The organism is Desulfovibrio sp. (assembly GCF_018379785.1).
Taxonomy (GTDB): Bacteria; Desulfobacterota; Desulfovibrionia; order Desulfovibrionales; family Desulfovibrionaceae; genus Desulfovibrio.
Genome location: NZ_JAGZUV010000002.1, coordinates 59,600 through 85,605, shown reverse-complemented (window position 1 = coordinate 85,605; position 26,006 = coordinate 59,600). Strand labels below are relative to the sequence as shown.

24 protein-coding genes are annotated in these 26,006 nt (G+C 63.1%); 15 read left to right on the top strand and 9 right to left on the bottom strand.

The window, feature by feature from the left end; translation table 11 throughout:
- Nucleotides 1-306 precede the first annotated feature (306 nt).
- Both KH208_RS00865 and moaA read right to left on the bottom strand, forming a co-directional pair.
- Complete coding sequence (locus tag KH208_RS00865) at nucleotides 307-726, bottom strand: EamA family transporter (protein WP_291433029.1); 420 nt, start codon at nucleotides 724-726, stop codon at nucleotides 307-309.
- On the bottom strand, nucleotides 726-1,739 hold the full coding sequence (moaA, locus tag KH208_RS00860; RefSeq protein WP_291433028.1) for a GTP 3',8-cyclase MoaA: 1,014 nt from the start codon (nucleotides 1,737-1,739) through the stop codon (nucleotides 726-728). The genes KH208_RS00865 and moaA overlap by 1 nt, the downstream gene beginning before the upstream one ends.
- A gap of 65 nt (nucleotides 1,740-1,804) precedes the next feature.
- Here moaA and KH208_RS00855 point away from each other — a divergent pair, with 65 nt between their 5' ends.
- Nucleotides 1,805-2,083, top strand: coding sequence for a DUF5334 domain-containing protein (locus KH208_RS00855; protein WP_291433027.1), 279 nt, complete (start codon nucleotides 1,805-1,807; stop codon nucleotides 2,081-2,083).
- Between the two features lie 11 nt (nucleotides 2,084-2,094).
- On the opposite strand, the gene KH208_RS00850 is transcribed toward KH208_RS00855, so the two are convergent.
- Entirely contained in the window at nucleotides 2,095-2,673 is a 579-nt protein-coding gene (locus tag KH208_RS00850) for a hypothetical protein (protein WP_291433025.1), read from the bottom strand.
- Nucleotides 2,674-2,891: 218 nt separating this feature from the next.
- Here KH208_RS00850 and KH208_RS00845 point away from each other — a divergent pair, with 218 nt between their 5' ends.
- The 5 genes from KH208_RS00845 (at nucleotide 2,892) to KH208_RS00825 (ending at nucleotide 7,917) form a co-directional block, all read left to right on the top strand.
- Nucleotides 2,892-3,266 carry a hypothetical protein gene (locus KH208_RS00845; protein ID WP_291433023.1) on the top strand — a complete coding sequence of 125 codons (375 nt, stop codon included), beginning with the start codon at nucleotides 2,892-2,894 and terminating at the stop codon, nucleotides 3,264-3,266.
- Between the two features lie 246 nt (nucleotides 3,267-3,512).
- The gene (gene miaB, locus KH208_RS00840) at nucleotides 3,513-4,862 is read left to right on the top strand and encodes a tRNA (N6-isopentenyl adenosine(37)-C2)-methylthiotransferase MiaB (RefSeq protein ID WP_291433022.1); all 1,350 of its coding nucleotides are present in this window, start codon (nucleotides 3,513-3,515) and stop codon (nucleotides 4,860-4,862) included.
- The gene (locus KH208_RS00835; RefSeq protein WP_291433020.1) at nucleotides 4,856-5,473 is read left to right on the top strand and encodes a bifunctional nuclease family protein; all 618 of its coding nucleotides are present in this window, start codon (nucleotides 4,856-4,858) and stop codon (nucleotides 5,471-5,473) included. The genes miaB and KH208_RS00835 overlap by 7 nt, the downstream gene beginning before the upstream one ends.
- A gap of 260 nt (nucleotides 5,474-5,733) precedes the next feature.
- Complete coding sequence (locus tag KH208_RS00830; RefSeq protein WP_291433018.1) at nucleotides 5,734-6,141, top strand: hypothetical protein; 408 nt, start codon at nucleotides 5,734-5,736, stop codon at nucleotides 6,139-6,141.
- A 231-nt stretch (nucleotides 6,142-6,372) separates the two neighbouring features.
- The gene (locus KH208_RS00825; RefSeq protein ID WP_291433016.1) at nucleotides 6,373-7,917 is read left to right on the top strand and encodes a histidine kinase; all 1,545 of its coding nucleotides are present in this window, start codon (nucleotides 6,373-6,375) and stop codon (nucleotides 7,915-7,917) included.
- Between the two features lie 353 nt (nucleotides 7,918-8,270).
- Here the strand turns inward: KH208_RS00825 and KH208_RS00820 are convergent, their stop codons facing one another.
- Both KH208_RS00820 and KH208_RS00815 read right to left on the bottom strand, forming a co-directional pair.
- Nucleotides 8,271-9,701, bottom strand: a complete 1,431-nt coding sequence (locus KH208_RS00820; RefSeq protein ID WP_062254700.1) for an MATE family efflux transporter — start codon at nucleotides 9,699-9,701, stop codon at nucleotides 8,271-8,273.
- 512 nt (nucleotides 9,702-10,213) lie between these two features.
- Nucleotides 10,214-11,047 (bottom strand): 1,4-dihydroxy-6-naphthoate synthase, encoded by an 834-nt coding sequence (locus KH208_RS00815; protein ID WP_291433013.1) that lies wholly within the window; start codon nucleotides 11,045-11,047, stop codon nucleotides 10,214-10,216.
- Nucleotides 11,048-11,148: 101 nt separating this feature from the next.
- Between KH208_RS00815 and mqnE the strand changes: the two genes are divergently transcribed.
- The 3 genes from mqnE to KH208_RS00800 are packed head-to-tail and all read left to right on the top strand — an operon-like array spanning nucleotide 11,149 to nucleotide 14,272.
- Nucleotides 11,149-12,306 carry an aminofutalosine synthase MqnE gene (gene mqnE, locus KH208_RS00810; protein ID WP_291433011.1) on the top strand — a complete coding sequence of 386 codons (1,158 nt, stop codon included), beginning with the start codon at nucleotides 11,149-11,151 and terminating at the stop codon, nucleotides 12,304-12,306.
- On the top strand, nucleotides 12,303-13,430 hold the full coding sequence (gene mqnC / locus KH208_RS00805; RefSeq protein ID WP_291433009.1) for a cyclic dehypoxanthinyl futalosine synthase: 1,128 nt from the start codon (nucleotides 12,303-12,305) through the stop codon (nucleotides 13,428-13,430). Before mqnE ends, mqnC begins: the two co-directional genes overlap by 4 nt.
- 2 nt (nucleotides 13,431-13,432) lie before the next feature.
- Nucleotides 13,433-14,272, top strand: coding sequence for a menaquinone biosynthetic enzyme MqnA/MqnD family protein (locus KH208_RS00800; RefSeq protein ID WP_291433007.1), 840 nt, complete (start codon nucleotides 13,433-13,435; stop codon nucleotides 14,270-14,272).
- A 102-nt stretch (nucleotides 14,273-14,374) separates the two neighbouring features.
- On the opposite strand, the gene KH208_RS00795 is transcribed toward KH208_RS00800, so the two are convergent.
- Together KH208_RS00795 and KH208_RS00790 are read right to left on the bottom strand one after the other, a co-directional pair.
- Nucleotides 14,375-15,238: a hypothetical protein gene (locus tag KH208_RS00795; protein ID WP_291433005.1), complete on the bottom strand. Its 864-nt coding sequence runs from the start codon at nucleotides 15,236-15,238 to the stop codon at nucleotides 14,375-14,377.
- A gap of 215 nt (nucleotides 15,239-15,453) precedes the next feature.
- The gene (locus tag KH208_RS00790) at nucleotides 15,454-16,263 is read right to left on the bottom strand and encodes a sirohydrochlorin cobaltochelatase (protein ID WP_008686015.1); all 810 of its coding nucleotides are present in this window, start codon (nucleotides 16,261-16,263) and stop codon (nucleotides 15,454-15,456) included.
- A gap of 188 nt (nucleotides 16,264-16,451) precedes the next feature.
- On the opposite strand from KH208_RS00790, the gene rfbD reads away from it, so the two are divergent.
- Both rfbD and KH208_RS00780 read left to right on the top strand, forming a co-directional pair.
- Complete coding sequence (gene rfbD, locus KH208_RS00785) at nucleotides 16,452-17,342, top strand: dTDP-4-dehydrorhamnose reductase (protein WP_291433002.1); 891 nt, start codon at nucleotides 16,452-16,454, stop codon at nucleotides 17,340-17,342.
- Nucleotides 17,339-18,565 carry a DUF3179 domain-containing protein gene (locus tag KH208_RS00780; RefSeq protein WP_291433000.1) on the top strand — a complete coding sequence of 409 codons (1,227 nt, stop codon included), beginning with the start codon at nucleotides 17,339-17,341 and terminating at the stop codon, nucleotides 18,563-18,565. The genes rfbD and KH208_RS00780 overlap by 4 nt, the downstream gene beginning before the upstream one ends.
- On the opposite strand, the gene KH208_RS00775 is transcribed toward KH208_RS00780, so the two are convergent.
- Both KH208_RS00775 and KH208_RS00770 read right to left on the bottom strand, forming a co-directional pair.
- The gene (locus tag KH208_RS00775; protein ID WP_291432998.1) at nucleotides 18,554-19,051 is read right to left on the bottom strand and encodes a hypothetical protein; all 498 of its coding nucleotides are present in this window, start codon (nucleotides 19,049-19,051) and stop codon (nucleotides 18,554-18,556) included. The two genes, KH208_RS00780 and KH208_RS00775, sit on opposite strands and share 12 nt — an antisense overlap.
- Nucleotides 19,044-19,829: an HD domain-containing protein gene (locus KH208_RS00770; protein WP_291432996.1), complete on the bottom strand. Its 786-nt coding sequence runs from the start codon at nucleotides 19,827-19,829 to the stop codon at nucleotides 19,044-19,046. Before KH208_RS00770 ends, KH208_RS00775 begins: the two co-directional genes overlap by 8 nt.
- A gap of 137 nt (nucleotides 19,830-19,966) precedes the next feature.
- On the opposite strand from KH208_RS00770, the gene KH208_RS00765 reads away from it, so the two are divergent.
- From KH208_RS00765 to cas7c, 4 genes are all read left to right on the top strand, one after another.
- The gene (locus tag KH208_RS00765; protein ID WP_291432993.1) at nucleotides 19,967-22,291 is read left to right on the top strand and encodes a CRISPR-associated endonuclease Cas3''; all 2,325 of its coding nucleotides are present in this window, start codon (nucleotides 19,967-19,969) and stop codon (nucleotides 22,289-22,291) included.
- 426 nt (nucleotides 22,292-22,717) lie between these two features.
- The gene (gene cas5c, locus KH208_RS00760; protein ID WP_291432991.1) at nucleotides 22,718-23,386 is read left to right on the top strand and encodes a type I-C CRISPR-associated protein Cas5c; all 669 of its coding nucleotides are present in this window, start codon (nucleotides 22,718-22,720) and stop codon (nucleotides 23,384-23,386) included.
- Complete coding sequence (gene cas8c / locus KH208_RS00755; RefSeq protein ID WP_291432989.1) at nucleotides 23,383-25,119, top strand: type I-C CRISPR-associated protein Cas8c/Csd1; 1,737 nt, start codon at nucleotides 23,383-23,385, stop codon at nucleotides 25,117-25,119. Before cas5c ends, cas8c begins: the two co-directional genes overlap by 4 nt.
- Before the next feature lie 3 nt (nucleotides 25,120-25,122).
- The gene (gene cas7c / locus KH208_RS00750; RefSeq protein ID WP_291432988.1) at nucleotides 25,123-25,998 is read left to right on the top strand and encodes a type I-C CRISPR-associated protein Cas7/Csd2; all 876 of its coding nucleotides are present in this window, start codon (nucleotides 25,123-25,125) and stop codon (nucleotides 25,996-25,998) included.
- Nucleotides 25,999-26,006: the final 8 nt, after the last annotated feature.

The window sequence follows — 26,006 nt, the reverse complement described above, 5'->3', positions numbered from 1 at the left end:
AATTTCAAAGTTGGCATTCTGGCGAAAAACGTGGTTTTCGCCAGAATCCACGCCGCGTTGCTCTCGCTGCCTGTACGCCCTTTGGGCTACAGGCACGGCCCTACGGGCCGCCCGTCGGGTCGGTCTTCGTGGCGGCTGCCGCCTTCGCGTCAGCAGCGCAATTTCAAAGTGAAATTGCTCTAAAAAGCGCGGCCGCAATGCGGGCGTGGGAACCGCATTAAATGAATGCAAAACAATGGCTTTGGCAAGTCCCCTGCGCGGAACCCCGCCTCCGGCCCCGGATTCCATGGGCGGCCGGAGGCGGACTCAGAACAGAAGCAACAGGGAACCCGCAGTGATCAGCAGACCGCCCGCAATAACTTTCAGGCTGACGGGTTCGTGCAGAAAGACCATCGCCAGTATCATGGCCAGGGGGACGCTGAGCTTGTCCACGGGCGCGACCCTCGAAACGTCGCCCAATTGCATGGCCTTAAAATAACACAGCCAGGAAAGTCCCGTGGCCAGGGCCGAAAGCAGCAGAAAAAACAGCGTGTGGCCGTCAAGGCTTCTGAGGCCTCTGGCCGCGCCGGTACAGAGCACAATACCCCAGGTCAGCACCAGGATGAAACCGGTTCTGATGGCCGTAGCCAGGTTGGAATCCACATTTCCGACGCCGAGTTTGGCAAAAACGGCGGTCAGGGCCGCGAAGAACGCGGCGCCCACGGCATAGACGCCCCACATGGACATCAGCCTCCGATGCCCACCATCTGTCTGTCCGCCACAGCCGCGCCCGCGCGCCGCGCGCGCAGCAGATCCGCGCCCACGGGCTTGTCCGCGCAGGCCCGGCGGATCACTCCCGCCAGGATCTCGTCCGTGATCCGGGGATGGCGCAGCAGGCCGCGCAAACGGTATTCCTTGTCCGCGAACAGACAGGTGCGCAATGCCCCCTCACTGGTCAGACGCAGGCGGTTGCAGGTCAGACAGAAATGATTGGTCAGGGGCGAAATAAAGCCCAGCCGCCCTTGGCCGCCCTCAATACGGTACATGCGGGCCGGGCCGGATTCGGCCTCCGCGTCGGGCTCGTCGGGGGACACGGGAATCAGGCGCGCGCGGCGCGCGGCTTCCTCCCGGATGTCGTCGGCGGACCAGAAATTTTCCGGGCTCCAGAGCGTGCCGCTGCCCATGGGCATGAATTCAATAAAACGCAGATCCAGGGGCATGGTCCGGGCCGCGTGCACAAAATCGTCCATCTGACCGTCGTTGACGCCTCGCATGGCCACCACATTGATTTTTACCCGCACGCCCGCCGCCAGCAGGCCGTCCAGCGCGGCCAGCACCGCGGGCAGCAGATCCCGGCCCGTGACCCGCGCGAAGGTTTCGCGGTCAAAGCTGTCCAGGGAAAGGTTGACCGCGCTCACGCCGATCCGCCTCAACAGGGGAATATGCGGCTCCAGCAGGGTGCCGTTGGTGGTCACGCGCAGATCCATGTCCGGAAAACGCGCGTGCAGCATAGCCAGGAACTGGCCGCACCCCTTGCGGGCAAAAGGCTCCCCGCCGGTCAGGCGCACCTTGCCGATGCCCAGGGAAGCGGCAATGCCCACCATGCGCGCCATTTCCTCATAGCGCAGGACCTGCTCATGGGGAATGCAGCGCTGTTTGGCGTTGCTGCGGCAGTACAGGCAGCGCAGATTGCAGCGGTCCGTCACTGAAAGGCGCAGATAGCGCACGCTGCGGCCGTGGCCGTCATGCAAGGCACGCATAAGCCGCCCCGCCGCCCGGAAGCGGCCAGTTGCCAAGAACGCGAAATGGATTTACATCTGCCTGCATGAAACACCTGCTGCTTTTGGCGGCCATCGCGGGCTGCCTAGCTGTGCCGCTGACGGTTGCGGCCTGGGACGGTTTTGACGCCGCCACCACCGATCTCGTGGAAATCACGCCCGACAGGCTTCCCTCCCAGGGCGACACTGTGGACGTCCGCAACTACGATACCGACACCAGCCAGACCTGCCTTGTGGAAACCGTGACCCGCAACGCCCGCACGGTGGAGGTGGTGGTGCGCACGCCCAAGGGGCTCAAGCGCACCCTGGTCATGGAAGGCCGTTAATCAGTGCTTCCTCAACTTTTTCCTGCATCCTCTTCTTCCCGCTCATAGCCCGGCAGCAGTATGCTGGCGCTCTCGGTCTGCCCCTGGCCCTTGGGGCAGCGGCTCTGCATGTGACAGATCTCACAGCCGCCCCGGAAAGGGAAATGGGTCACCACCGCGTAGCGGCGGCTGAGCAGGGATGATTCCTCACTCTTGTAGGGCAGCCCCAGACCGGCCAGAGCCTCCCGCAACGCCGACGTGGGGCGCGGCGACGGCGCGCAGCCCCCGTCCTCCACCTGGGGCAAGAGTTCCTGCACGGCGGCCATGCACAAAAACTGGGCCAGATTATTGACCAGAAAGCCGTCGGACGGGGATTTGCCCCAGGCTTCGTCCACAGCCTCTTCCACGCTCTCCGGCAGCCAGATCGCCAGGTAGGAAATCTTGCCCGTGCCCACTTCGTACACTTTCAGCTCCGGCAGCCATTCTCCCCAGAGCTTCACAAGCCGCTCCAGAACGGCCCCGCCCAGGCGCGTTTCCCGGCTCATGTTCATGAAGGCTTCCATGTCGAAATACGGCTGGATCCGACGCTCGGTAATGCTGGTCTCGCTCACAGTATCTCCTTAAAGAAGAGAACAGGATTGGAGTGCGGGGCGTGCCGGATGCGGCGGACGCGGGCACGCCTTCTCCCGCTATTGTAACCAAGGGACGGGCATCGTCAAGGGCGCGGACGCGGACAGTCCGCCGGGGCGCGGCGGCTTTACTTCCCCCCGCGCCTTGCGTATTTATGGGACGCACGTATTCCGGCGACCTTTCAGCAGAAGGAACTTCCATGAACAAAAACGACGCTCCGCCCTCCAGGATCCGCTACAAATATGAAATGGCGCCCGAAGCCCGCCTGCAGACAGCCCACGGCGTCTGGGGGGGGATCAACCCCCAGGGCGAGATCGAGATGAATTTCTACCATGAAAGCGACTGCCTGCCCGCCTATTCCGAGCGGCTGATCGCGCCGGACGGCTCCATCGGCCACGAAATCACGCCCGAGGATGACGAGCAGCGCGGGGTCACCCGCCATATCCACAGCCGGGTGCTGCTTAATTACCACACGGCCCGCGCCGTTCTGGAATGGCTGGAGGACCGGGTGGCCGCCCTGGAAGAGGAAGGCCCGCCGGACATGTATGATACGGACTCGGGCATTGAACAGTAGGGACTGTTTTTAAATTGTCCTTTCGCCCTCTGCCTGCGTCAGGTTCGCCCCGTGCGAGGGTCGGGTTTGGATATGCTCCCTCCGCCCGGGACTCGCTTTGCTTTGCCGTTGCGACGAGGGAGCTTTAACCGTAGGCGAACTTGTGAGCCGTACGGATAAAGCAAGCCGCCGTCGCGGCAACGGCCAGCGCCCTTGGCGGAGAACAAAAATCCTCATTTAGAAACAGCCCCCAGCAAACGTGTGGCCATGACTGAAAAAAATTTCCATATCATCACCTTCGGCTGCCAGATGAACGTGCACGACTCCCTGTGGCTCTCGCGCGCTCTCACGGCGCGCGGGTTCACGGAAGCGCCGCTGGAAGAGGCCGGGGTGGTGGTGGTCAATACCTGCTCGGTGCGCGAGAAACCGGAACAAAAGGTCATGAGCGCACTGGGGCGGATACGCCAGGTCACGGGCGGCAATTCCGGCGTGCTGGTGGCCGTGGCCGGCTGCGTGGCCCAGCAACTGGGCACGGCCTTTTTTGAACGTGAAAGCCAGGTGCGCCTGGTGGCGGGCAGCGACGGCATCAGCGGCGCGCCCGCAGCCATTGAGCGCCTGCTGGCCGAACCGGATCTGCGCATTTCCCTGTTGGACTTCACCAGCCACTACGTGGAGCGCGAACCCGGCGCGGACGGCCCCCCCGGCCCGGTGGCCTACGTGAACATCATGCAGGGCTGCGACAATTTCTGCGCCTACTGCATCGTGCCCTTCACCCGGGGCCGCCAGAAATCGCGCGCCACTCCGGCCATTCTGGACGAATGCCGGACCCGCCTGGACCAGGGCGCGCGCGAAATAACCCTGCTGGGCCAGAACGTCAACGCCTTCGGGCAAGACAAAAGCGGCGACGGCGTGAGCTTCTCTCAACTGCTGGCGCGGGTGGCCGCCCTGCCAGGCCTGGAACGTCTGCGCTTCGTGACCCCGCACCCCAAGGACATGGGCTCGGAGGACGTGGCCGCCTTCGCGGAACTGGACCAGCTCTGCCCGCGTCTGCACCTGCCCCTCCAGGCCGGTTCCGACGCGGTACTCACGCGCATGCGGCGCAGATACGACCGGCGCGGCTTTCTGGAACTGGTGGAAAGCCTGCGCAAGGCCCGGCCGGATCTGGCTCTTTCCACGGATCTGATCGTGGGCTTTCCCGGCGAGAGCGAGGAAGATTTTCAGGCCACCCTGGAGATGATGGAGGCCTGCGGCTTCATGTCCAGCTTTTCCTTCTGTTACTCGGACCGCCCCGGTGCGCGGGCCGCGCTCTTTCCGGACAAAATTCCTCCCGAGGTCCAGCAGGAGCGCCTGCTGCGCCTTCAGGCCCTGCAGGACCGGCTCAGCCAGCGCTGGCTGGACGACCGCGTGGATCGTGAAACGCGCCTGCTCATCGAGGGCAGAAGCCGCAAGGATGGCCCGGACGGAGAAAGCAGCTGGCAGGGGCGCGACCCCTACGGCGCGTTGGTCCATGTGGCCCTGCCGCCGGAGACTGACCATACCGGACGCATGGTGCCGGTACGCATCATCGAGGCCAAGAAGCACAGTCTCATGGCCCGACGGACGGGTGATATATGGTAGAAATGCGCGTATTCGGCCTGACCATCGATCCCCAGACCAAAACTCCCATCGTCATCCTGCGGGAGATGGACGGGGATGTGGTGCTGCCCATCTGGGTGGGAGCCATGGAGGCCATGGCCGTTTCCCTGGTGCTCAACAATGAACGTCTGCCCCGGCCCCTGACCCACGATCTGCTGCTGATGAGCATCAATGCGCTCAAGGCCGAGCTGGTCAACGTGGAGATCACGGATCTGAAGGACGGCGTCTACTACGCCCTGCTGGTGCTGCGCGGTCCCGAAGGCCGGGTGCGCGTGGACTGCCGCCCCTCGGACGCCATTGCCCTGGCCCTGCGGGCGGGCGCGTCCATTCTGGTCAATCCGGATGTGCTGCGCCGTTCGGCCGAAGCCCAGAACAAAGCTGAAGAGCGCCTGCGCGAGGAGACCCCGCCGGTCCAGCCCGCCGACGCGGCCACGGATATGGTGCGCAAGGCTGGCGCGCGCAAAGAGGTGGATATGCTCAACGGCCTGCTGAGCCGCCACGGCAGCCTGCCCGGAGAAGATGACCCCGACGAGGACCAAAAATTCAGCGACCTTCTGCGCTCCCTGGATCCGGTTTCCCGCCGTAAAATGTAAGGCCGCCCAACCTGCCGCTGCCGACGCTTTCCGTGCATCCTTTCCCGCGCGTCCCGCTTCAGGAAAAATTTACTTGCCCGCCAGGCCGCGCCACATGTCCTCACCCCACCGATACTAGTTTTTTTCTAGAAAATTTCTAATATTAATACATTGATATAATTATTTATTTTTTAATTTATCACACTCCCGCCCCATAGCCGCCCCTAAAGGTTTTATCCTGATATTCCGATAGACACGGCATACCACGGATGGAAAAAGCTATGTTGGACTACCGCCGTTTTAAAGAAATCAACGACCTCTTCGCCTCCGGCCAGCCGGAAAAAGCCCGCCTCCTGCTCATGGAAATGCAGTCGCGCTGCATCGCTCTGCGCGATGAAATGAGTATGCTCAAAATCCGGCTGCAAACCCTTGAGGATATTCTCTACCTTTCCCAAAATCTCTACGAGGAAAACGGTTTTTACTGGTTGCGCACCGCCGGAGTCAAACAGGGGCCGTTCTGCCCGCACTGCTATGAAAGCGAAGGCGGCCTGATCCGCCTGGAGAAACAGAGAAAAGACTTGAGCTGCCCCTACTGCAATGCCGATTACAAGAGCCGCATCAATATCATGGCTGAAGCGGACGAGCCTTTTACCGGCCGCCAGGCCCGAATACTTCCCTTCGCCAGATAGAGCATGTAACGCTTGAAGTGCTCGTTTGCGGCGAGCAAAGCCGGTTTATCCGCGTTTCGCGGCAAGAAGCCGTAGACAAACTTGCGGAGCCGAAGCCCCGCGAGAACAGGCGGCGAAAAAGCCGGGTCCGGCACTTGCCGGACGACAAAAGCGGCTATATTATATGTATAAGGTAAAGGCCACGGCGGCCGATGCGGCGCCGTGGCCTTTCGTGTATGCAAGGAAGACCCCATGACCAGCCGAAACAGCAGCCTGCCCGGCGTTCTTCTGCTCAGCGAAAGCGAGGCTCTCGCCGCTCTGGACAGACGCGCCCTGCGCGACGCGGGCGTGGCCCGGATCCGGGTCATGACCTCGGGCATCCAGGCGGCCCGCATTCTGGCGGGCCTGGCCACGGACAGCCAGGGCTTCCAGCCGGACATCATCGTTTGCGGCCAAAAACTGGCGGATATGGACGGTGAACAATTCTGCGCCATTCTGCGTCTGCATCCCCGCCTGCTGGCCGTGCCCATCCTGCTGATCTTGCCCAATGACAGCGAAGTGGAGCAGCTCAGAACCCTGGGCTGCGGCGCCAGCGCACTGCTGGGCAGGCCCTATTCGGTGACTTCGCTCAAGGAGCAGCTGGTCACGCTCGCCGCCTCGCAGCCCCGCCTGACGCAATTGCAGCAAGCCGCGCGCTATACCGACACCAAGGCCTTTGACGCGGCCGTGGCGACCTACGGCATACTGCTCAAGCCCGTACGCCAGCCCGAGGATTATTTCCGCGTGGGCATGCAGTGCCTCCAGCAGAACCGCTGGAACAACGCCATCAATGCCTTTCAACGGGCTTTGCGCAACGCCCAGATCAAGGGCGAGGCGGAGCTGGGCATGGCCGTGGCCTGGAAAGGCAAGGGCGACCTTTCGCGCTTCCGCGCCTGGCTGGCCAAGGCGGCCGCCACTTTCGTGCGCGCTCGCCGCTGGCACCGCGCCCGCGCCGCTTACGCCCGCCTGCTCCAGGAAGATCCCACGGCCAAAAGCCCCTTCCTCAGCCAAGCCCGGCAGCTCATGCGCCAAGGCCTGTACGACGAGGCCGCCGACACCTTGGCCCAGGGTTTCGAAGTGACGCCCAAGGCCCAGGTCTGCGACAAGATCGCCCAGACCTGCCTGGCCGCAGACGAGCCCGAGCGCATGCTGCGGGATCTGGAGGCCAGTCTGGGGCGCGCCATGGGCGCGCGGGGCAACCGCCTGAGCGACGACATTCGCGACAGCCTGGAAGCCCTGGTCCGCGAGCAGGAAAACCGCCGCCGCCAGGCCGCGGCGGAACGGCAGTGGAAAGTGTCGCGCCTGCTGGCCGGGCAGAAGGAAAACGCGGAAGAAACAGAAACCGCGCCCGCTCCGGAAGCCACGGCGGAAAGCGAAACAAAACCGGCAACCGAGGCACAGGTGAAGACGCCGGAAACAGAGGCACCGGAACAGGCGGCGCCCAAATCTCCGGCAGCGGGCCGGGCGCGCACCAGCCGGATTATTGCCACCAGCGTCATGCCGCCGGAGGAAGGCGCTTCCCGCCCCGCCCTGGATCTGGGCCTGGACGAACTTCAGCCGCCCGGCGGCACCCGGCCCGGAGCAGGAGCGAACGGACGCGGCGCGAACCGTTCCGGTTCGCCGGATCAGGCCGGGATTCTGTCTCCCCTCAGTGAAGCCGAGGCCACCAGCGGGCTCTTCACGGGCCGCCCCAGACTCAATGAATTCCTTTCGGTCATGAAGCTGACCTGGAAGCTGGCCCGCCGCGACAAGAAGTAAAGCTCAACTCCAAGGGCTATTTCTAAATCAGGATTTTCGTTCTCCGCCAAGGGCGCAAGCCGTTGCCGCGCCGACGGCTTGCTTGAGCCGTTCACGGCGAAGCCGTGTTGCTTTAGCTGTAGCCGCAGGGCGGCGTACAGATAGGGACAGCACCGCTACGGATAGCGACAGCAATTTCCCCGGATCACATTTTGCGTAACCAATTGCTGCCGTTATCCGTAGGGCTCACAAGTTCGCCTGCGGCCAAAGCAAGGCGAGTCCTGGGCTGAGGGAACATATTCAAACAGATCCGGCCTTCGCACGGGGCGAGCCTGACGCAGGCAGAGGGCGAAAGGACAATTTAAAAACAGCCCCTAGCGGCGCACGCGCGCCCGAATGGCCGCATCCCCCAGATGGTGCAGAAAACGCACCCGCCAGAGATAGCAGCAGGCCCCAAAGCTCAGCGCCGTAATGTAGGCGATCCAGAAACCCGCCGGGCCCATGGCCGGAACGATCCAGTTCGTGCGGGCCAGGGTAAAGCCCAGGGGCAGGCCGATGACCCAGTAGGCCAGAAAGCAGATCACGCTGATGATCCGCGTGTCGTTATAGCCGCGCAGGACGCCCAGAGCCACGGTTTGCAGGCCGTCCACCACCTGATAGCAGGCCGCGTAGAATAAAAGATGCGCGGCCAGGGCCGTGACCACGGGATCATCGTTGTAAATCCGCACAATGCCGTAACGGAAGGCCACCGTGCAGACGGCGATAGCCAGAGCGAACAGCACGCTCAGGCCCAGGGCCGTGCGCGCGGCCACCCGGGCCTGCTCCATTTTGTCCGCGCCCAGGCAGTGTCCCACCCGGATGGTGGCGGTCATGCCCAGCGCCAGAGGAAACATGAACATCAGGGTGCTGAAGTTGGTGGCGATCTGATGCCCGGCCACGGCCACCGTGCCCAGTGGGGCCAGCAGGATGGCTGTCACGGCAAAAAGCGAAACTTCAAAGAACAACGCCAGAGCGCTGGGCAGGCCGATGCGCAGGATACGGAGAATCAAGGCCGGGTCGAAACGCGGATAGTCCGGGGCGGAACCGTCCCTTTGGCGCGCGGCGCGCCGGGAAAACAGAGGCGCGTAGATGGGGTGCAGATCCCGATACTGCGGGTCGCGGCGCAGATAGTAGAACATGGCCAGGGCCATGAACCAGTAACAGAGCGCCGTGGCCACGCCGCAGCCCACCGCGCCCAGGGCGGGCAGGCCGAATTTGCCGTAAATCAGCACATAGTTGCAGGGCACGTTGAAGGTCAGACCCAGCATGCCGATGATCATGGCCGGGCGCGTGCGCGAAAAGCCCTCCAGGAAGCTGCGCTGGTTGACGAAAAGCATGAAGCCCGGCATGCCCCAGAGAATGGCCCGCAGATAGCCCCCGGCCAGGCGGGCCAGCTCCGGCTCCAGACCGAAGGCGGCCATGTGCCAGGACACAGCGTAAAACAGACTCATGAACAGCACGCTGATGCCGCAGGTGAGCCAGATGCCCTGGCGCAGCAGATGCGCCGCGCCGTTGCGGTCCCCCGCGCCCACCATCTGGGCGGTCAGGGGCGGCAGCGCGAACAGGCTGCCCAGGCCCAAAAGGGAAAGCGGCGCCCAGATGGAACCGGCCACGGCCACGGCGGCCATATCCTCGGCGCTGGCCTGGCCGGTCATGGCCGTGTCCGCGAAGTTCATGCCCACCTGGGAAAGCTGGGCGATAAAGATGGGCAGACCGATGGCGTAGAAACGCCGGGCCTCGGTCCAGGAAAAAAAGCGTCGGCTCATATGCGGGGCCTCTGAAAAATAAAGTGTACTTTCCGGCCGGCGCTCCGGCCAGTCGGCGGCAATGCGCCGCGGTCCGCGCCTGCCGTGAAAAAATCGGGCGAGATCCACAGGGCTCCACAGGACGATGACGAGCATTGCCTTGTCAGGCCATATGGGTGGGCGGTTTGTCCGAAGGCGCTTTGCGGGACAAATTCCGGGGCCGTCTCCCAAAAGACGGATCAGAGCAGTGCAAGTGTCAAATACTCTGGGCTCAGTTCTCCCTGCAAGAAAACAGCCAGGCACGGCCAAGAGGCAAAAGACGCTCTCAGGAGAAGCCCCCTGGGGCTGTTAACACTATAGAATTTTTGTTCGCCTGCAAGGCGAGATAAACCCGCTTTAAGGGAGTGTACTCTTGCCTCAGTCGTTGCAGCGAAGCTGCTTACGAATGAGGACAGAGCGATCTGGTACTCGACCGAAAAAGTAGGGGAAATCTGACGCAGCAGGCGGGCAAAAATGCATAGCGTCAACAGATCCTAACGCAAAAACAACCCCTCATCGGGAATCCGTCGCCCTTCCAGGGCGGCGGCGCGGCCCACCAACAGTTCAATGGCTTTCCGGCCCGCCTCGCCGAGATCAAGGCTGTAGTCCGTGACAAAGGTTTCGATATGGGCCCGGGTCACGGCGTCGTCCAATTCCTGGGCGTGGGAGCGGATAAAATCCCGCGAGGCCGCGGGATGGGCGCGGGCGTAGCGCAGGCTTCCGGCTATAGCCGTCTGCACGGCTTTGGCGGTTGCCGGAGGCACGTCGCGACGCACGGCAATGGCTCCCAGCGGCAGCGGCATGTGGAACGCGCCTTCCCACCATTCCCCCAGATCCAGAATCCTGGTCAGGCTCATGCGTTGATAGGTGAAACGCCCCTCGTGGATGATCACGCCCAGGTCCGCGTCGCCGCGCGCCACGGCGGGCATGACTTCGCTGAAAAGCATCTCCCGGCGCGGCCCCTGAAAACCGCCGTGCAGGGTGAGCAGCAGGTTGGCCGTGGTCAGCAGGCCGGGCACGGCCACCCGCGCCGTGGCCCAGGCTTCCGGCGGCAGCGCTTCGCGGGCCACCACCAGCGGGCCGCAGCCCCAGCCCAGGGCCGCGCCCGAGGCCAGCAGGGCGTAGTCGTCCATGATCCGCGCGGCCGCGCCCAGAGACATCTTGGTCACATCCAGTTCCTTGCGCCGGGCCAGGCCGTTGAGTTCCTCCACATCGGCCAGATGCGGCCTGAAGGCAACGGGCGCGGGCACCAAGCCGTGCAGCAGGGCATGGAAAATAAAAGTGTCGTTGGGACAGGGCGAAAGGCCCAGGGAGAGCGTTTCAGACATAGGGGCGGACATTTTTTCCCTCACATTGACAGCGCACGCCGGGCGGGCTTAGTCTTTCCGACGGCCGTTTTGGCCGCCACTCCAGCGTACAGGACTTGCACATGCTTGACGCCGCACACTACGCCGCACTGGGCCTTTCGTCCATCCATGAAAAAGTGCTGGCCGGCCAGCGTCTGAGTTTCGACGACGGCCTGGCCCTGTTCAGCTGTCCGGACATCACCGCCGTGGGGGCCCTCGCCCTGCACGCACGCCGCCGCCTGCACGGCGACGCGGCCTTTTACGTGGTCAACCGGCAGATCAACTATACCAACGTCTGCGTCAACGGCTGCACGTTCTGCGCCTTCCGCCGCGACGAGGACAGCGAGCCCGGCGCGTTCCGCCTGAGCAAAGAGGATATCCTGGAGCGGCTGCGCGCGGCCCGGCAAGGCTCCCTGCACCTGGACGAGCTGCACATCGTGGGCGGCTGTCATCCCAAACTGCGCCTGGGCTGGTTTGAGGACGTGCTGCGCACGGTGCGGGAGATCTACCCCGATCTGCCGCTCAAGGCCTTCACTCCCGTGGAAATCGAGCATTTCGCCAGGCTGGAGGGCATCAGCAGTCTGGAAGTGCTCCAACGCCTCAAGGCCGTCGGTCTGGTCATGATGCCCGGCGGCGGCGCGGAAATTTTCGACGAGGAACTGCGCCCGCAAATCTGCCCGCACAAGGCCGACGCCAAGGCTTGGCTGCGCATTTCCGGCGAGGCGCACGGCCTGGGCATCAAGACCAACTGCACCATGCTTTACGGCCATCTGGAAAATCACGCCCAGCGCGTGGACCATCTCTGCCGTTTGCGCGAGCAGCAGGACAAAAGCGGCGGCTTCACCTGTTTCATCCCCCTGCCCTTCCTCACTGAAAACAGCCGCCTCAAGTTGCCCGAGGACCGGCTGGGGCCCCAGCGCGGGCTGGACCAGCTGCGCACCGTGGCCGTGTCCCGGCTGATGCTGGACAACATTCCGCACCTCAAGGCCTACTGGATCATGATGGGGCCCAAACTGGCCCAGACCGCGCTCTGGTACGGGGCCGACGATCTGGACGGCACCATCGTGGAGGAGCGCATCGGGCATATGGCCGGGGCCGAATCCGCCCAGGGCCTGACCATCCCGGAGCTGGAAGACATGATCCGCCAGTCGGGCTTCAGGCCGGTGCGGCGTAACGCCGTTTTTGAAACCATGTTGCCGGACGCCCCCGGCGAAAGCAGACACGCGGAGGCGCGCTCATGAATTTCGCTCCCGCCCACAGCCCTTTTGAGGAAAACGCGCCCGAATTTGCGGATGTCCGCGAGGCGGCCGCGCTGGCCGCCGCCGGCCAACGCCTGGACCGCGCCGCCGCCGAAGCCCTCTACTACAAGGCCAGCCTGCACACCCTCGCCGCTCTGGCCCACGCCATGCGCCTGCGCCTGCACCCCGAGCCGGTGGTGACCTATGTGGGCGACCGCAATATCAACTACTCCAACGTCTGCGTCTGCGGCTGCCGTTTCTGCGCTTTTTTCCGTCCCCCGGAAAACGGCGAAGGCTATGTCATCAGCCGGGAGGAAATGGCCGAAAAGGTGGAGGAAACCCTGCGCCTGGGCGGCACCCAGATTCTGCTCCAGGGCGGGCACCATCCGGACCTGCCTCTGGAATGGTATGAAGAGCTGCTGCGCTGGCTGCGCGAAACCTGGCCGGAACTGCACATTCACGCTTTTTCGCCGCCGGAGATCTTTTTCTGGTCCGAAAAATTCGGCCTGACCGTGCCTGAAGTGCTCCGCCGCCTCAAGGCGGCCGGGCTGCATTCCCTGCCCGGCGGCGGCGCGGAAATACTGCATAACGAAGTGCGGGCGCGGGTTTCGCCCAACAAATGCACGGCCGACCAGTGGCTGATGGTCATGGAAGAAGCCCACAAACTGGGCATGCGCACCACGGCCACCATGATGTTCGGCCATGAGGAGGAACCCTCCCACCGGCTGGACCACCTCTTTGCCGTGCGCGCCAGCCAGGACCGCACCCACGGCTTCACGGCCTTCATCCCCTGGACCTTCCAGCCCGCGCACACCCGCATCCACTGCGCGTCCCTGCCAGCGCCCGCCTATCTGCGGCTGCTGGCCGTTTCGCGCCTGGTGCTGGACAACGTGCCCAATATCCAGTCCTCCTGGGTGACCATGGGGCCGCAGGTGGCGCAGCTGGCGCTCTTCTACGGGGCCAATGATTTCGGCTCGCTGATGATTGAGGAGAACGTGGTGGCCGCTGCGGGCGTGTCCTACCGCCTGAGTCGCGGGGAAATCCACAAAATCATCCGCGCGGCGGGCTTCACGCCCGTGCAGCGCACCATGAACTACACGCCCGTGCGGCCTCAGCCCGAGGTTTAACCATGAGCACCCCCCACGTCCTGCGCATGGGCCGCATCAGCTATCTGAACGTGCTGCCCGTGTATCATCCCCTGGAAGCGGGCATCCTGCCCCACGACTTCGAGCTGGTCTCCGGGCCGCCCGCCCTGCTCAATGAGATGATGTCACGGGGCGAACTGCACGTCTCGTCCTGTTCCTGCTTCGAGTATGCCCGGCGGCCCGAGCGTTACTATCTGGTGGGGGATCTCTCCATCGGCTCGCGCGGCCCGGTCATGAGCGTGCTGCTGCTCTCGCGCCTGCCTGTTGAAGAGCTGGGCGGGCACGAGATTCTGATCAGCGGCGAAAGCCACACCTCCGTGGCCCTGCTGCGTTTGCTCATGCGCGACCGCTACAAGCTCGACGTGCGCTTTTCCACCGGGCCGGTCACTCCGGCCCTGCGCTCGGACAACCCGCCCACGGCCTTTCTGGCCATCGGCGACGAAGCCCTGCGCCTGCGCAACCATCCGGACTATCCCTACCGCCTGGATCTGGCCGAAGCCTGGCGTGACTGGACAGGCCTGCCCTTCATTTTCGGGCTCTGGGTGGTCAGCCGGGAAGCCGCGGAACAGGGCCTGTTCAGCAGCGACCCCGGCGCCCTGCTACGCCGGGGGCGGGACTGGGGCCTGTCCCACATGGATGTGATTCTGGATCTCACCGGCCTGGGCTGCCCGTTGTCGCGCGAGGAACTGCGCATCTATTACCGCGACGGCCTGGTCTACAGCCTGGGCGAAGAGGAATTGCAGGGCCTGCGACTCTTTTACAAAAAACTCGCATCCGCGGACATGATCCCCGCCGCGCCGCCCCTCCGTTTTTTCAGCATGTAACATTGCGACCGCCATGACAAAGAAGCCGGGAGCGCTGATATGCGTCCCGGCTTCTTGTCGTACAGACCGCGTTCTCCGCGTCCGTCGTCTTGCTTTTGGCGTCTACTTCATGGCATCGACAATGGCCTTGGCGCTGATCTGTCCCAGCACCTTGCCGTCCACCACCACTGCGGGCAGGCTTTTGACGCCGTAATAGCGGCAGAGCTGAACCGTCTGGTACATGTTCACATTGCCCGCATTATAACAGTATTTGGCCACCGCCAGTTCATCCTTGGCGGGCACGGGCGGGCGCAGTTTGGACAGGTACCCGTAATGAATGGGATAGTCCGTAGCCGTGGCCGTGGCGTCGTATTCATTGGTAAAGGGCTTCACGCCGCCGGAACGCTTTTGCGCCGCCTTGACTGCGTTCCAGCGTTCAAGGGCGTAGCTCAGGTAGGGCATGGCCTGGCCGGGCCGGGAATAGGAAACCCAGATGGCAAGGCCCATCAGGTCCGTGCCGTAATTTTCCCGGCTGTTGCCGAACACGGCGATCTTACACTGCTTGGGCGATAAAGAGCGGCTGGCCTCAACCACCGCATGCCAGACCTTTTCGCTCTGGGGCGCGGAAAAATCGAGCAGGACCAGGACTTCATGAGGGGCCTTGGGATCGCCGAAAACCACGGGATAGAGTTCCTGACGCCAGTGCCCGCGGTAAGCGGCCTCGCCCTCGATGCTCTGAGTGTGCGCGCCCATCTTGCCGAGCATCTGCGAGGCTTCGGCGGACATCAGGCGGGTGTTGGGCAGGCGGTCATGCATATACGGGTTGAAGGCATTGGCCCCGCCGCCCGGCGTTCCCGGCGCAAGGACGGCTTCCGTTTCCGCGCCGGGGGCGGGATCGCCCGATGCGGCGGTTCCGCCGGTTCCGGCCGCGCCGCAACCGGCCAGCAACAAACCCAGAAGCACTGTGGACACAAGAAGTCCGCGCATGATTCACCTCTTTGCTTAGAAAAATGACACAAACGCGCCGTCCGGCCCTGCCGGGGCGCGGTTCCGGATCAGATTAACTTTGAGATTTTACAATCTCAAAGTTTTGAAGACGCCCGCTTCGGCATTCAACAGCGCAAATAAATTGCGCTTATGCCTCGCGGCGGCCGTCTGCTCATGCAGTCGCCGGAGCAATTTCACTTTGAAATTGTTCCGGATCACGCTTCAGATCCGGCTGCTCCGTTGTCTGCCGCCGCGTCGAAAGAACGCGCGGCATCCTCAAGATGGCGCAGCCAGATTTCGGCAAATCCGGCATATTCCGCCGTGCCCTTGAGCACCGGCACACATTGGCGGCCGTCGGCCTCAATGCGCGAACGCCAAGATTGCGCCTGTTCCCCGGCCATGTCCTGCAGGGCATGACGGCCCACCACCGAAAGCAGGGGCATAAGCCAGACCCGTTCCGACGTAAGTCGGGGCAAAATATCTTCCAGCACCACCGCGCCGTTCATGGTGCCTACATGCACGCGCGGGTCCAGGGCGCTCACGGCCTGTGCCAGGTCCCCATAACGGGCCACAGCCGCGTGCCGGGCTCCGTGCCCCATGAGCACCACGTCCTCTCCGGGCGCGCGTTCCGGCGGCAGATGGCGCGTCAGGGCCAGAGCCGCCTGGGCCACATCCTCCGGCTCGGCCAGCAAAGGCGCGCCCACCCGGCAGACAAGGCCTTCTTGCGCGGCCACCTCATCCACTGCGGCGCAGACCTCGGCATGCTCGCGCCCGGGAATGGTCTGGAGCGGCTGCACGGCCACTTCGGTAAATTTTTCAAAACACAGCCGCCGCAAGGCCTTGAGCACGGAATCGCTTTTCTGCCTGGCTTTGGCCAGGCGTTCGCGCAGCAACAGCGAGGTATAGGCCCAGCGCACCGGCAGGCCGGGAAAACGCGCGCGCACGCGGGCGTCAAAATTTTTCAGGGCGCTCTGGCCCTGGGCGCTGCTCGCGCCGAAAGCCACCAGAAGAATTGCGCGTTTCATACCGCTGTGTTGTACGTCACTTGCCCGGGTCAGGCAAGGCGACTCGTGCCGCAACAGCGCCGTCCGCCGGAAACTCTCAGATATTGACCCGGCTCCCCCAACAAGGCTACAGTGCCCGCAACATGGTTACTCCGCCCGTTCCGTCGCGCCGTCAGGCCCCGGGGGCGGGAGAAGCCGGGGAGGTTCAGATGGCTAAGGCCTTGGTTCTGGGGGGCGCTACCGGTCTTTTGGGTCAGGCGCTCACACGCGTGCTCACGGAACGCGGCTGGCAGGTGGAAACCCTGGGCCGCGCCGACGGCAATCTGCTGGAGATGCCCTTTCTTGAGGAACGCCTGGCCAAGGCGGACGCGGACGCGGTGTTCAACGCCGTGGCCTGGACGCAGGTGGACGACGCCGAGGACCATCCCGAGGACGCCCTGCTCATGAACCGCACCCTGCCCGACGCTCTGGCCCGCGTGCTCAAGGCGCTGGGGCGGGGACATCTGGTGCATTTCAGCACGGATTTCGTCTTTTCCGGCCCGCATCAGACCCCCTGGCGCGAGGACGACGCGCCGCATCCGGCCGGGGTCTACGGCCGCACCAAACTGGCCGGCGAGGAAGCCGTGCTGCGCGTGCTGCCCGAACGAAGCTGCGTGGTGCGCACGGCATGGCTGTTCGGACCGGGCCGCAAAAATTTTGTGGACACCATTCTGGCGGCCTGCCAGAAACGCGACGCCATCAGCGTGGTGCACGACCAATTCGGTTCGCCCACCTACAGTCTGGATCTGGCCCAATGGAGCGCAAGCCTGGCGGAAAAGGAGGCCACGGGCATCTGGCACGCGGTCAACAGCGGCCAGGCCAGCTGGTGCGAACTGGCCTGCGAGGCTATTGCCCTGACCGCCGGACCCTGCCGTCTGGAGCCCATCGCCAGTTCCCAATGGCCCCAGAAGGCGCAGCGCCCGGTCTATTCCGTGCTGGACACCAGCAAGCTCGGCGAATTTCTGGGCAAAAAGCCACGCCCCTGGCCCCAAGCCCTGCGCGATTTTCTGTTCAGCGAATACGTGCCCGGCGCGCACGCCGACAAAGAGGGCACGCATTGAGCCGCAAACGTCCTTCCGGCGCCTGCGCCGCATGGAGGCGGCGACTGGCCGCCCCGGCGGTTCTGGCTACACTGGTCTGCCTGATGTGGGGTCTTTGGGCCACGCCGCTTTCAGCCCGCCCGCAAAATCTGCGGCAACTGTCCGAGATCACCAATAAACTGACCGAAACCAGCGTCAGTTACGGGGCCATTCCCGCGCTCTACCGCCCGCGCTACGACCGCGTGCAGGACGCGGATCTGAACATGAGCCAGGAGGATGTGGTCTTTGTGGTCATGCTGCCGGGCGGGCCGCGCATTTATCCGCAGCGCTTCATGGTCTGGCATCAGGTGGTCAACGAACTTATCGACGATGTGGCCTATGCCGTCACCTACTGCCCGATCACCGGCACGCTGATGGCCTACAACGCCTCCATGAACGGTCTGAACCTGATTTTTGATCTGGAGGGCCGCCTCTACGACGGCAACAGCGTGCTCATTGACCGTAATTCCGGCAGCCTCTGGCTTCAGGAGACGGGCATGGCCTTTGAAGGGCCGCTGCTGGGCCGGGGCATGCCCACCATTCCCGTGTTCTGGACCACCTGGGGCGCGGCCCGCCGGGTCTACCCCGACGCTCCTGTGCTGGCCCAGCCGCGCGGCAGCCGTCCTTACGGCCGCGATCCTTACGGCAGTTATCTCAAAAAAAACACGTATTACGACAATGACATCCTGGTCTACCCCGTGCAGCGCCTGGACCGGCGTTTCGCCCGCAAAACGCCCATGCTCTGCCTGGAATACGAAAATTTTCTGCTGGCCGTTGATATCGCCTACGTCAAAAAGAAAGGCGCGGTGAACTTTTTTCTAGGGCCGTCGGCCCTTCTGGCCGTGCACGATCCCCGGCTGGACGTGGTGCGCGTCTACAACCGCCAGATCTGGGCCGAGCCCTTTCTCTTCGTGAGCCAGTACGGCCGCCTTGTGGACATCAATACGCGCAGCGTCTGGGATCCGGCCACGGGCAAGGCCCTGGACGGCAATATGCGGGGCGCGTCCATGAAGCAGTACTTCGGCGGCTATTCCATGTGGTTCGCCTGGTACAGCCTGAACCCGGAAACCTTTGTGATCCCCGGTCCCGGCGAAGTGCCCGCCGATCTGCTTTCACTTACCCCGCCGGGCGTGGATGATCCGGCCGGGAAGACGCCCCCGGCCAGGGGCGGGAGTGGCCCGGACGCAGGGGCATCACGGCCGTAGCCCGCTTGTAGCGGCCACACCCAGCAAAACCGCCGCGCCGCCCAGCAGGGGCCGACGTTCTGACACGCGCAGGCCCGCCCGGTGGACGCAACCCTCAAGACCGCCCTGCTCCAGAAAAGACGCAAACGCCGCGCCGCCACGCCTGTTCGGCCACAGATCCGGCCAGAATCCCAACAAGGCGCGCGCCAGCAGACAGGCGGGCAGCTCCAGATTACGTTCCGGCGATTTAAAATCCGCCGCCAGCACTTCCCGTCCCGTCCGGACGGCCAGGCTCAGCAGGGCCGCACCCTCCTCCGGAGGCAAATACCACAGCGCGAAGGCCAGGCGGATGTACGCCGCGCTTCCCGGAACCGCAGCCTGCAACCATGCCTTGGAAGGATTGAGCGGCCCGCTCGTCGGCATGTCCAGCGCCGCCTTTGGCCAGGGCACGCGCGCGGCAAGAAAATTTCGGGGAAAGCGGGGCGGCGTGGAGAGAGCGTCAGTCACGCTCACGGGCTCCGTCAAGCCGCTTCAGCAGGGCCACGCGCACGGGGCCGTAGGTCGCGTTTTGCGGCAGACCTTCCAGAAGCCGCCGGGCATGGCCGTCCTCCACAAACTGACGGCGGCTGGCCGCGAAGTGCATGTCGAAAAACCAGGTGCCGAGCAGCACGCGAAAGTCATTGACGCTGCGCAGATCGGCATAGGCCGCCACCTGTCCCGCCAGGGCCGCGCGCAACACGGCTTTCCCGGCCAGGGCGGGATCATCCGGCAGATTCAGAACCACGGTGGGACTGTACGGGCCGGGACCGCTCAGATGTTCATCCATGATCCGCAGAATATCCAGCTTGTCCGCGTCGCGCACCACATGGGCGGCCAGTTCCGTTTCGCGCGGCAGATGCGCGGGCAGGGAAAAGCGGTTGTGCAGGCCCACGGCGGCCAGCACGATCTTGCGCGTGGCGTTGGCTTCCCCGGCCAGACGCGCCTCGCGCCTGAGGATTTTCACGCCCAGCAAGCCGTGATTGCAGGATTCCCGATCCCGGAAGGTATGATAGAGCAGATACTGCTTAAAGCGGGCCACGTCGTGATACAACGCGGCCAGCAGGCAGGCACGGGTCAGGGCGGCGTCAAAGCCTTCGCTGGCCGTTACGCGGCGGGCGTTGTCCAGTACGGCCATGGTGTGCCTGAGCTTGAGATCCATGGGCGCGGGGTCGCCCTGTTCCTTGGCGCGCTCTCGCGCGGCATAGGCCGCGAACCACTGTTCATGCGGGCTGATATCCGGATTCATGGCCTTGGATGTACGCCGGGGCGGCCCGCAAGGCAAGTCCGGGCCGGAAACCCGGTGTACTGGCGGCTTCAGGCCGCGTTGACGGTACCTGGGATTATTTTTAGCCTTACAGATTCTCCACTCAGCAGGAGGCCGCCATGCTCTATGCTCACAGCCTTCCGGATCAACCTGTTTCCCTCTGGCAGAGCCTTGAACAACATCTGCGGAAAAGCGCACAACGGGCCGAAACATTCGGACGCGCATTCGGCGCGGGCGATTGGGCCGCATTGGCCGCCCGGCTGCACGATCTGGGCAAGGCTTCGCCAGAGTTTCAGGCCTATATCAGCGGACAAGGCGGACGCCGCCGCATCGACCATTCCACCGCCGGGGCGCGCCTGCTCCTGCGGCATTGGAAGACTCGGGGAAAGGAAGGGGAACACATGGCCCTCTGGCTGGCCTATTGCATAGCCGGGCACCACGGCGGCCTGCCGGACCTGGGCGATGGGGCCTCGGATGCGGGCAGCCTGCGCTCCCGTCTGGACCCGTCCTATGCCGTTCCCGACTATTCCGCCGGATTGGATCTGGCGACGCCCGCTGACATTCCCCAACCGGGCGCTCTGCCCTTTCCCTTTCGCCTTTCCAGAGAACATGCCGCATTCAGCGTCAGTTTTTTCGTGCGCATGCTTTTTTCCTGTCTCACGGACGCGGATTTTCTGGATACGGAACATTTTTACGCTCCGGAGAATCGTCAGCAGCGTGACCGCTGGCCCTCTCTGGATACGCTATGCGAGCGGCTGCATGATTTTTTGTCCGCCCAAGGCTTTCTGCTCGCGACGTCTGGCGACAGTCCCATTGTAGCGGCCAGAAAAGAGATCCTTCAGCATTGTCTGAATGCCGCCGCGCTGCCGCCCGGCGCATTCACCCTCACGGTGCCCACCGGCGGCGGCAAAACGCTTTCCTCGCTGGCTTTCGCCCTGGAGCACGCCCGGCGGCATCATCTGGACAGAATCATTCTGGCGGCTCCCTACACCAGCATCATTGAACAGAATGCGCGGGTGCTGCGCGACGCCCTGGGCGCGGACGCCGTACTTGAACACCACAGCAACTATGTCCATCCCGTTGAGCAGGCGGCAGCGGACCAGACCGGGGAAAGCGACGCCCTCCAGGGGGCTGCCGCCCTGCCTTTCAGACTGGCCGCCGAAAACTGGGCTGCACCGGTTATCGTCACCACGGCGGTGCAGTTCTTCGAATCTCTGTTTTCCAGCCGTCCTTCCCGCTGCCGCAAGCTGCACAATATGGCCCGCAGTGTGGTTATTCTGGATGAAGCGCAGATGCTGCCCGTTCCTTTGCTGGAGCCTTCGGTGCTGGCGTTGCGGGAGCTGACGGAGCATTATGACGCAAGCCTTGTGCTCTGCACCGCCACCCAACCGGCGTTGTGCCGGGACGGCCCCCTGAAAAACGGCTTTGCAAAGAACAGCCTGCGCGAACTGATCCCCGCCCCACGGATGGCGGAGCTTTTCAAGACCTTCACGGCGCACCGGCGCCTGGCCATCAGCCAGCCGGGCAAACTGAGTGATGAAGAGCTGGGCCGCCGCCTGCTGCGGGAACATCAGGTTCTCTGCATCGTCAACAGCCGCGCCCAGGCCCGCGCGGCCTATGAAAGTCTGGAGCGGGACGATGACGCCCACTTTCATTTGAGCGCGCGCATGACTCCCCGCCACCGGCTGCTCGTGCTGGACACCATACGTCAGCGTCTGCGCCGGGGCCTGCCCTGCCGGGTGGCCAGCACATCCCTCATCGAATGCGGGGTGGATATCAGCTTCCCCTGCGTATACCGGGTCCGGTGCGGGCTGGACTCCGTGGCCCAGGCAGCGGGCCGCTGTAACCGCTCCGGTGAACTGCCCTCCGGCAGTCTGCATGTCTACACGCCGGAACGGCCCGTCTCCCGCGCGCAAGCCGATCTCTATCTGCGCGCCCGTTTTTTCAGTCAGGTGGCGGAAAAACATGCGGATATCCTCGCTCCGGAAGCTGTGGAAGCCTATTTCAGCGAACTTTACGGCTTCGCGGATCTGGATGCAAAACATCTGCTGAAAACACTGCGCGAAAAAAACAGGCGCTTTGCCGTTCCTCACATCTTTGATTTCCGCACCATGGATGCTCTCTATCAGCTTATCCCGGAGGACACGGTGCCGGTCATAGTCACGCACGGCGTAAACGACGGCGGCGATCTGGCGGAAAAAAGCCACGCGCTTGTACGTCGCCTGGAAACGGAATACCCGCCCGGCCGTCTGACTCTGCGTTTGCTGCAGGGCTTCAGCGTACAGGTATACCCATATGAGCTTGAACGGCTGCGCGCGGCAGGCAACCTGGAAAGGCTGCACGGCTGTTTTGACGTGCTGCGCAACGGCGCGGGTTATGATCCGAAACTGGGTCTGCTGGTGGACGATCCCACCCGCCAGACTCCGGAGGATTGCCTGTTTTAATTTTATAAGCTCATTAATTAAATTATAGTATATACTTTATACAAAATTCTTGTTACAGGTTTCTAACTTGAGGGAGTTCTTCTGCCGGCGTCCTCAGGAAGAGAGGCGGCCTGTATACAGGCCACCTCCGTAACAAAGGAGGAAGGCAGGGGGCGGCGCAACGTGACGTGTAAACAGCGCCTGTGAAAGCTGGTCGGCGCATCAGTACGCGCCGTGGATTGAAATAATTATTGGGCTTAGAGCAATTTCACGGTGAAATTGCTCCGGCGGCTGCGTGAGCAGACGCCCGCCACGAGCTTCAGCCGTTGGCGGCTTGCCGCCTTGCCTTAAATGAGGGCTGAGCCTAGACAGCGGCCATCCGCGCACCTGCGCGCGGGCATTTCTGAAACGAGCAACGCCGGAACCCGGCATGTTCAGGAGGTACGCATGGCCTACGGCATAGCACTGCATGTCTGGGGTGAATATGCATTATTCACACGACCGGAGACAAAATCAGAGCGCATGTCTTACGAGGTTATAACACCGTCAGCGGCACGCGGCATTCTTGAAGCGATTCACTGGAAGCCGGCCATACGCTGGTTTATTGACAAACTGCATATTCTGAATCCTGTCTGTTTTGATTCCATACGCCGTAACGAGCTGGCCTGCAAAGGTTCGGCGCAAAATGCGTTACAAGCCATGAAAAAATCCGGTCCGCTGCATATCGCCGTTGAAGACGTGCGCCAGCAGCGGGCCGCGCTGGTGTTGCGCCGGGTGGCCTATGTGATCGAAGCTCATTTTAAACTTACGGACAAGGCCGGGCCGAGCGACAACGAGGGCAAGCATCTGGACATTTTCAACCGCCGTGCCAGAACCGGACAGTGTTTTCACCGTCCCTGCCTGGGCTGTCGGGAATTTCCCGCCCATTTTTCCCTGCTGGAGGGCAGCCTGCCGCCTTCGCAACTGACCGACGACGCGCCCCGCGATCTGGGCTGGATGCTCTATGACCTGGATTTCGCCCGCAATATGCAACCCATTTTCTACCGGCCCCGCCTGGTGGGCGGCGTCATTGACGTGGCGGACTGCCTGCGCAGATCCGGGGAGGCACGGCCATGATTTTAAGTCAACTGGCGGCCTTTTATCAACGCATGCTTGAAGAGACGGATGCGGAACTGCCCCGTCCGGGCTATAGCCGCGAGCTGATCGGCTTTGTGCTGGTGCTCACTCCCGAGGGCGAGTTGCGGCACATTCTGCCCCGCCTGGACGACAAGGGCAAAGCCCGGCCCATGCTGGTGCCCTCGCCGCGAAAACAGCCCGGCTCCGGCATCAGCCCCAATCTTTTCTGGGACAATACCGGCTACCTGCTGGGAGTGGACAACAAGGGCAAAGCCGAGCGCAGCGCCAAAACCTTTGCCGCCTTCCGACAGGCCCACGCGGCACTGGCCCGTGACACCGGCAATGCCCGGCTTGAGGCCGTGGCCGCCTTTCTGGAAGCCTGGCGTCCCGAGATGTTCGCCGGTCTGGACATCGGTGACCTTATTCTGGGCAAAAACGGTATATTTCAGATTGAAGGAGATCAGGGCTTTTTACATGAGCAACCGGACATCCGCGGCATCTGGGAAGAGCAGCGCCGCCCCTCCGGGGAGAAAGGCCTGACCGGCGTCTGTCTGGCGACAGGAAAAAGCGCGCCCATCGCCCGCATTCATCCGCCTATCAAAGGCGTCAGCGGAGCCAACCCCACCGGCGCGGCCCTGGTTTCCTTTAACTGCGACGCCTTTGAATCCTACGGAAAAAACCAGAGTTACAACGCCCCCGTAAGCAGCGAGGCCGCCGAGTCTTATACTGCGGCGCTGAACTTTCTGTTGCAAAAGGACAGTGGGCACTGCCTGCGTCTGGGCTCCACCAGTCTCGTTTTTTGGACGGAGCAGCCCGGTCCGGCGGAAAAAATCTTTGCCTCCTGCCTGCTCTACGGGGACGGCGAGGCAGTGGAATGCGGCGCTGATACGGCTGAAGACAGGGAACTGCTGGGCAGGGCGCGCGCTGTCCTGCGCGCCGCGCGTGACGGGAAAAAACCGGCGGACAGCGATCTGGCGGCCCTGCGTGAGGCGGAAACGCGCTTTTTCCTGCTGGGCCTGAAGCCCAACCAGGCCCGCCTGGGCGTCAATCTGTGGCAAATCTCCTCGTTCGGGCAACTACTGAACAACCTCAGCCGCCATTACCGCGATCTGGCCCTCGCGCCGCAGTATGCGGGCGATCCTCCCTTGCCGCCGCTCTGGATGCTGCTGCGGGAGCTGGCCCCGCAGGGCAAAACGGAAAATATTCCGGCCAGCCTGGGCGACGCCCTGTCCCGCGCGGTTCTCTCAGGCGGCCGCTACCCTGAAAATCTGCCGGCGATTGTCTTGCAACGCATCCGCGCGGACAAGAAGATTTCCTATTTGCGCACGGCGCTGCTCAAAGCCTTTCTGCTGCGCAACCATCCCTCACAAGGAGCCTGGACCATGGAACTTGACGACAACCGCAAAGACACTCCCTACCTGCTGGGCAGGCTTTTCGCCCTGCTGGAAAAAACGCAAAGCGACGCCGTGGGCGCGGTAGGCGCCTCCATCAAAGATCGCTACATCGGCGCCGCTTCCGCTACGCCGCTTCTGGTCTTCCCGCAACTGCTGCGCCTGGCCCAGCACCATATCGGCAAGGCGGGCTACGGCAAATATAACGAAGACAAAATAGCCGGGGTCATGCGGGGCATCGACGTTTTCCCGCCCCACCTGACCCTGCCGGAACAGGGAGATTTCTTTATCGGCTATTACCACCAGCGCGTCGCCAATTATCAGAAAAAGGAAAAGGAGTAAGTCATGTCCGCTCTTGCCAACCGTTATGAATTCGTTCTGCTGTTTGACGTGGAAAACGGCAACCCCAACGGCGATCCGGACGCGGGCAATCTGCCCCGCATTGACCCGGAAACCGGCTGCGGCCTGGTCACGGACGTCTGTCTGAAGCGCAAGATCCGCAATTACGTGGAACTGGCCAAAAACGGGGAGAAAGGCTTCAATATCTACATCCAGGAAAAGGCCGTACTCAACCAGCGCCATGAACAGGCCTACAAGGCTTGTGCCCTTGAGCCGGACAAAAACGGCAAACGCCTGCCCAAGAAAGCGGAAGACGCCGCCCGCGTGACGGCCTGGATGTGCGCCAATTTTTACGACGTGCGCGCCTTCGGGGCCGTCATGAGCACGGAAATCAATTGTGGGCAGGTGCGCGGCCCGGTACAACTGGCCTTTGCCCGCAGCGTGGAGCCCATTGTGCCGCAGGAGGTCAGCATTACCCGCATGGCCGTCACCAATGAGAAGGATCTGGAAAAAGAGCGCACCATGGGCCGTAAAGCCATTGTGCCCTACGGCCTCTATCGGGCCGAAGGCTATATCTCCGCGCCGTTTGCGGAAAAAACCGGGTTTGACGAAAATGATCTCGAACTTCTCTGGGAAGCGCTGCGCACCATGTTTGAGCATGATCACTCCGCCGCGCGCGGAAAAATGAGTTCACGCAAACTCCTTGTCTTCAAACATGCCAACCGGCTGGGCAACATGCCCGCACATGCGCTTTTCGAGCGCGTCACGGTAACGCGCAAGGGTTCCGGGACTGTTGCTGGTCCGGCCAGAGCTTTCAGCGATTACGACGTTCAGGTGCGGCGCGACGGTCTGGAGTCTGTCGAGATTCTGGAAAAATTGTAGGAAATGGA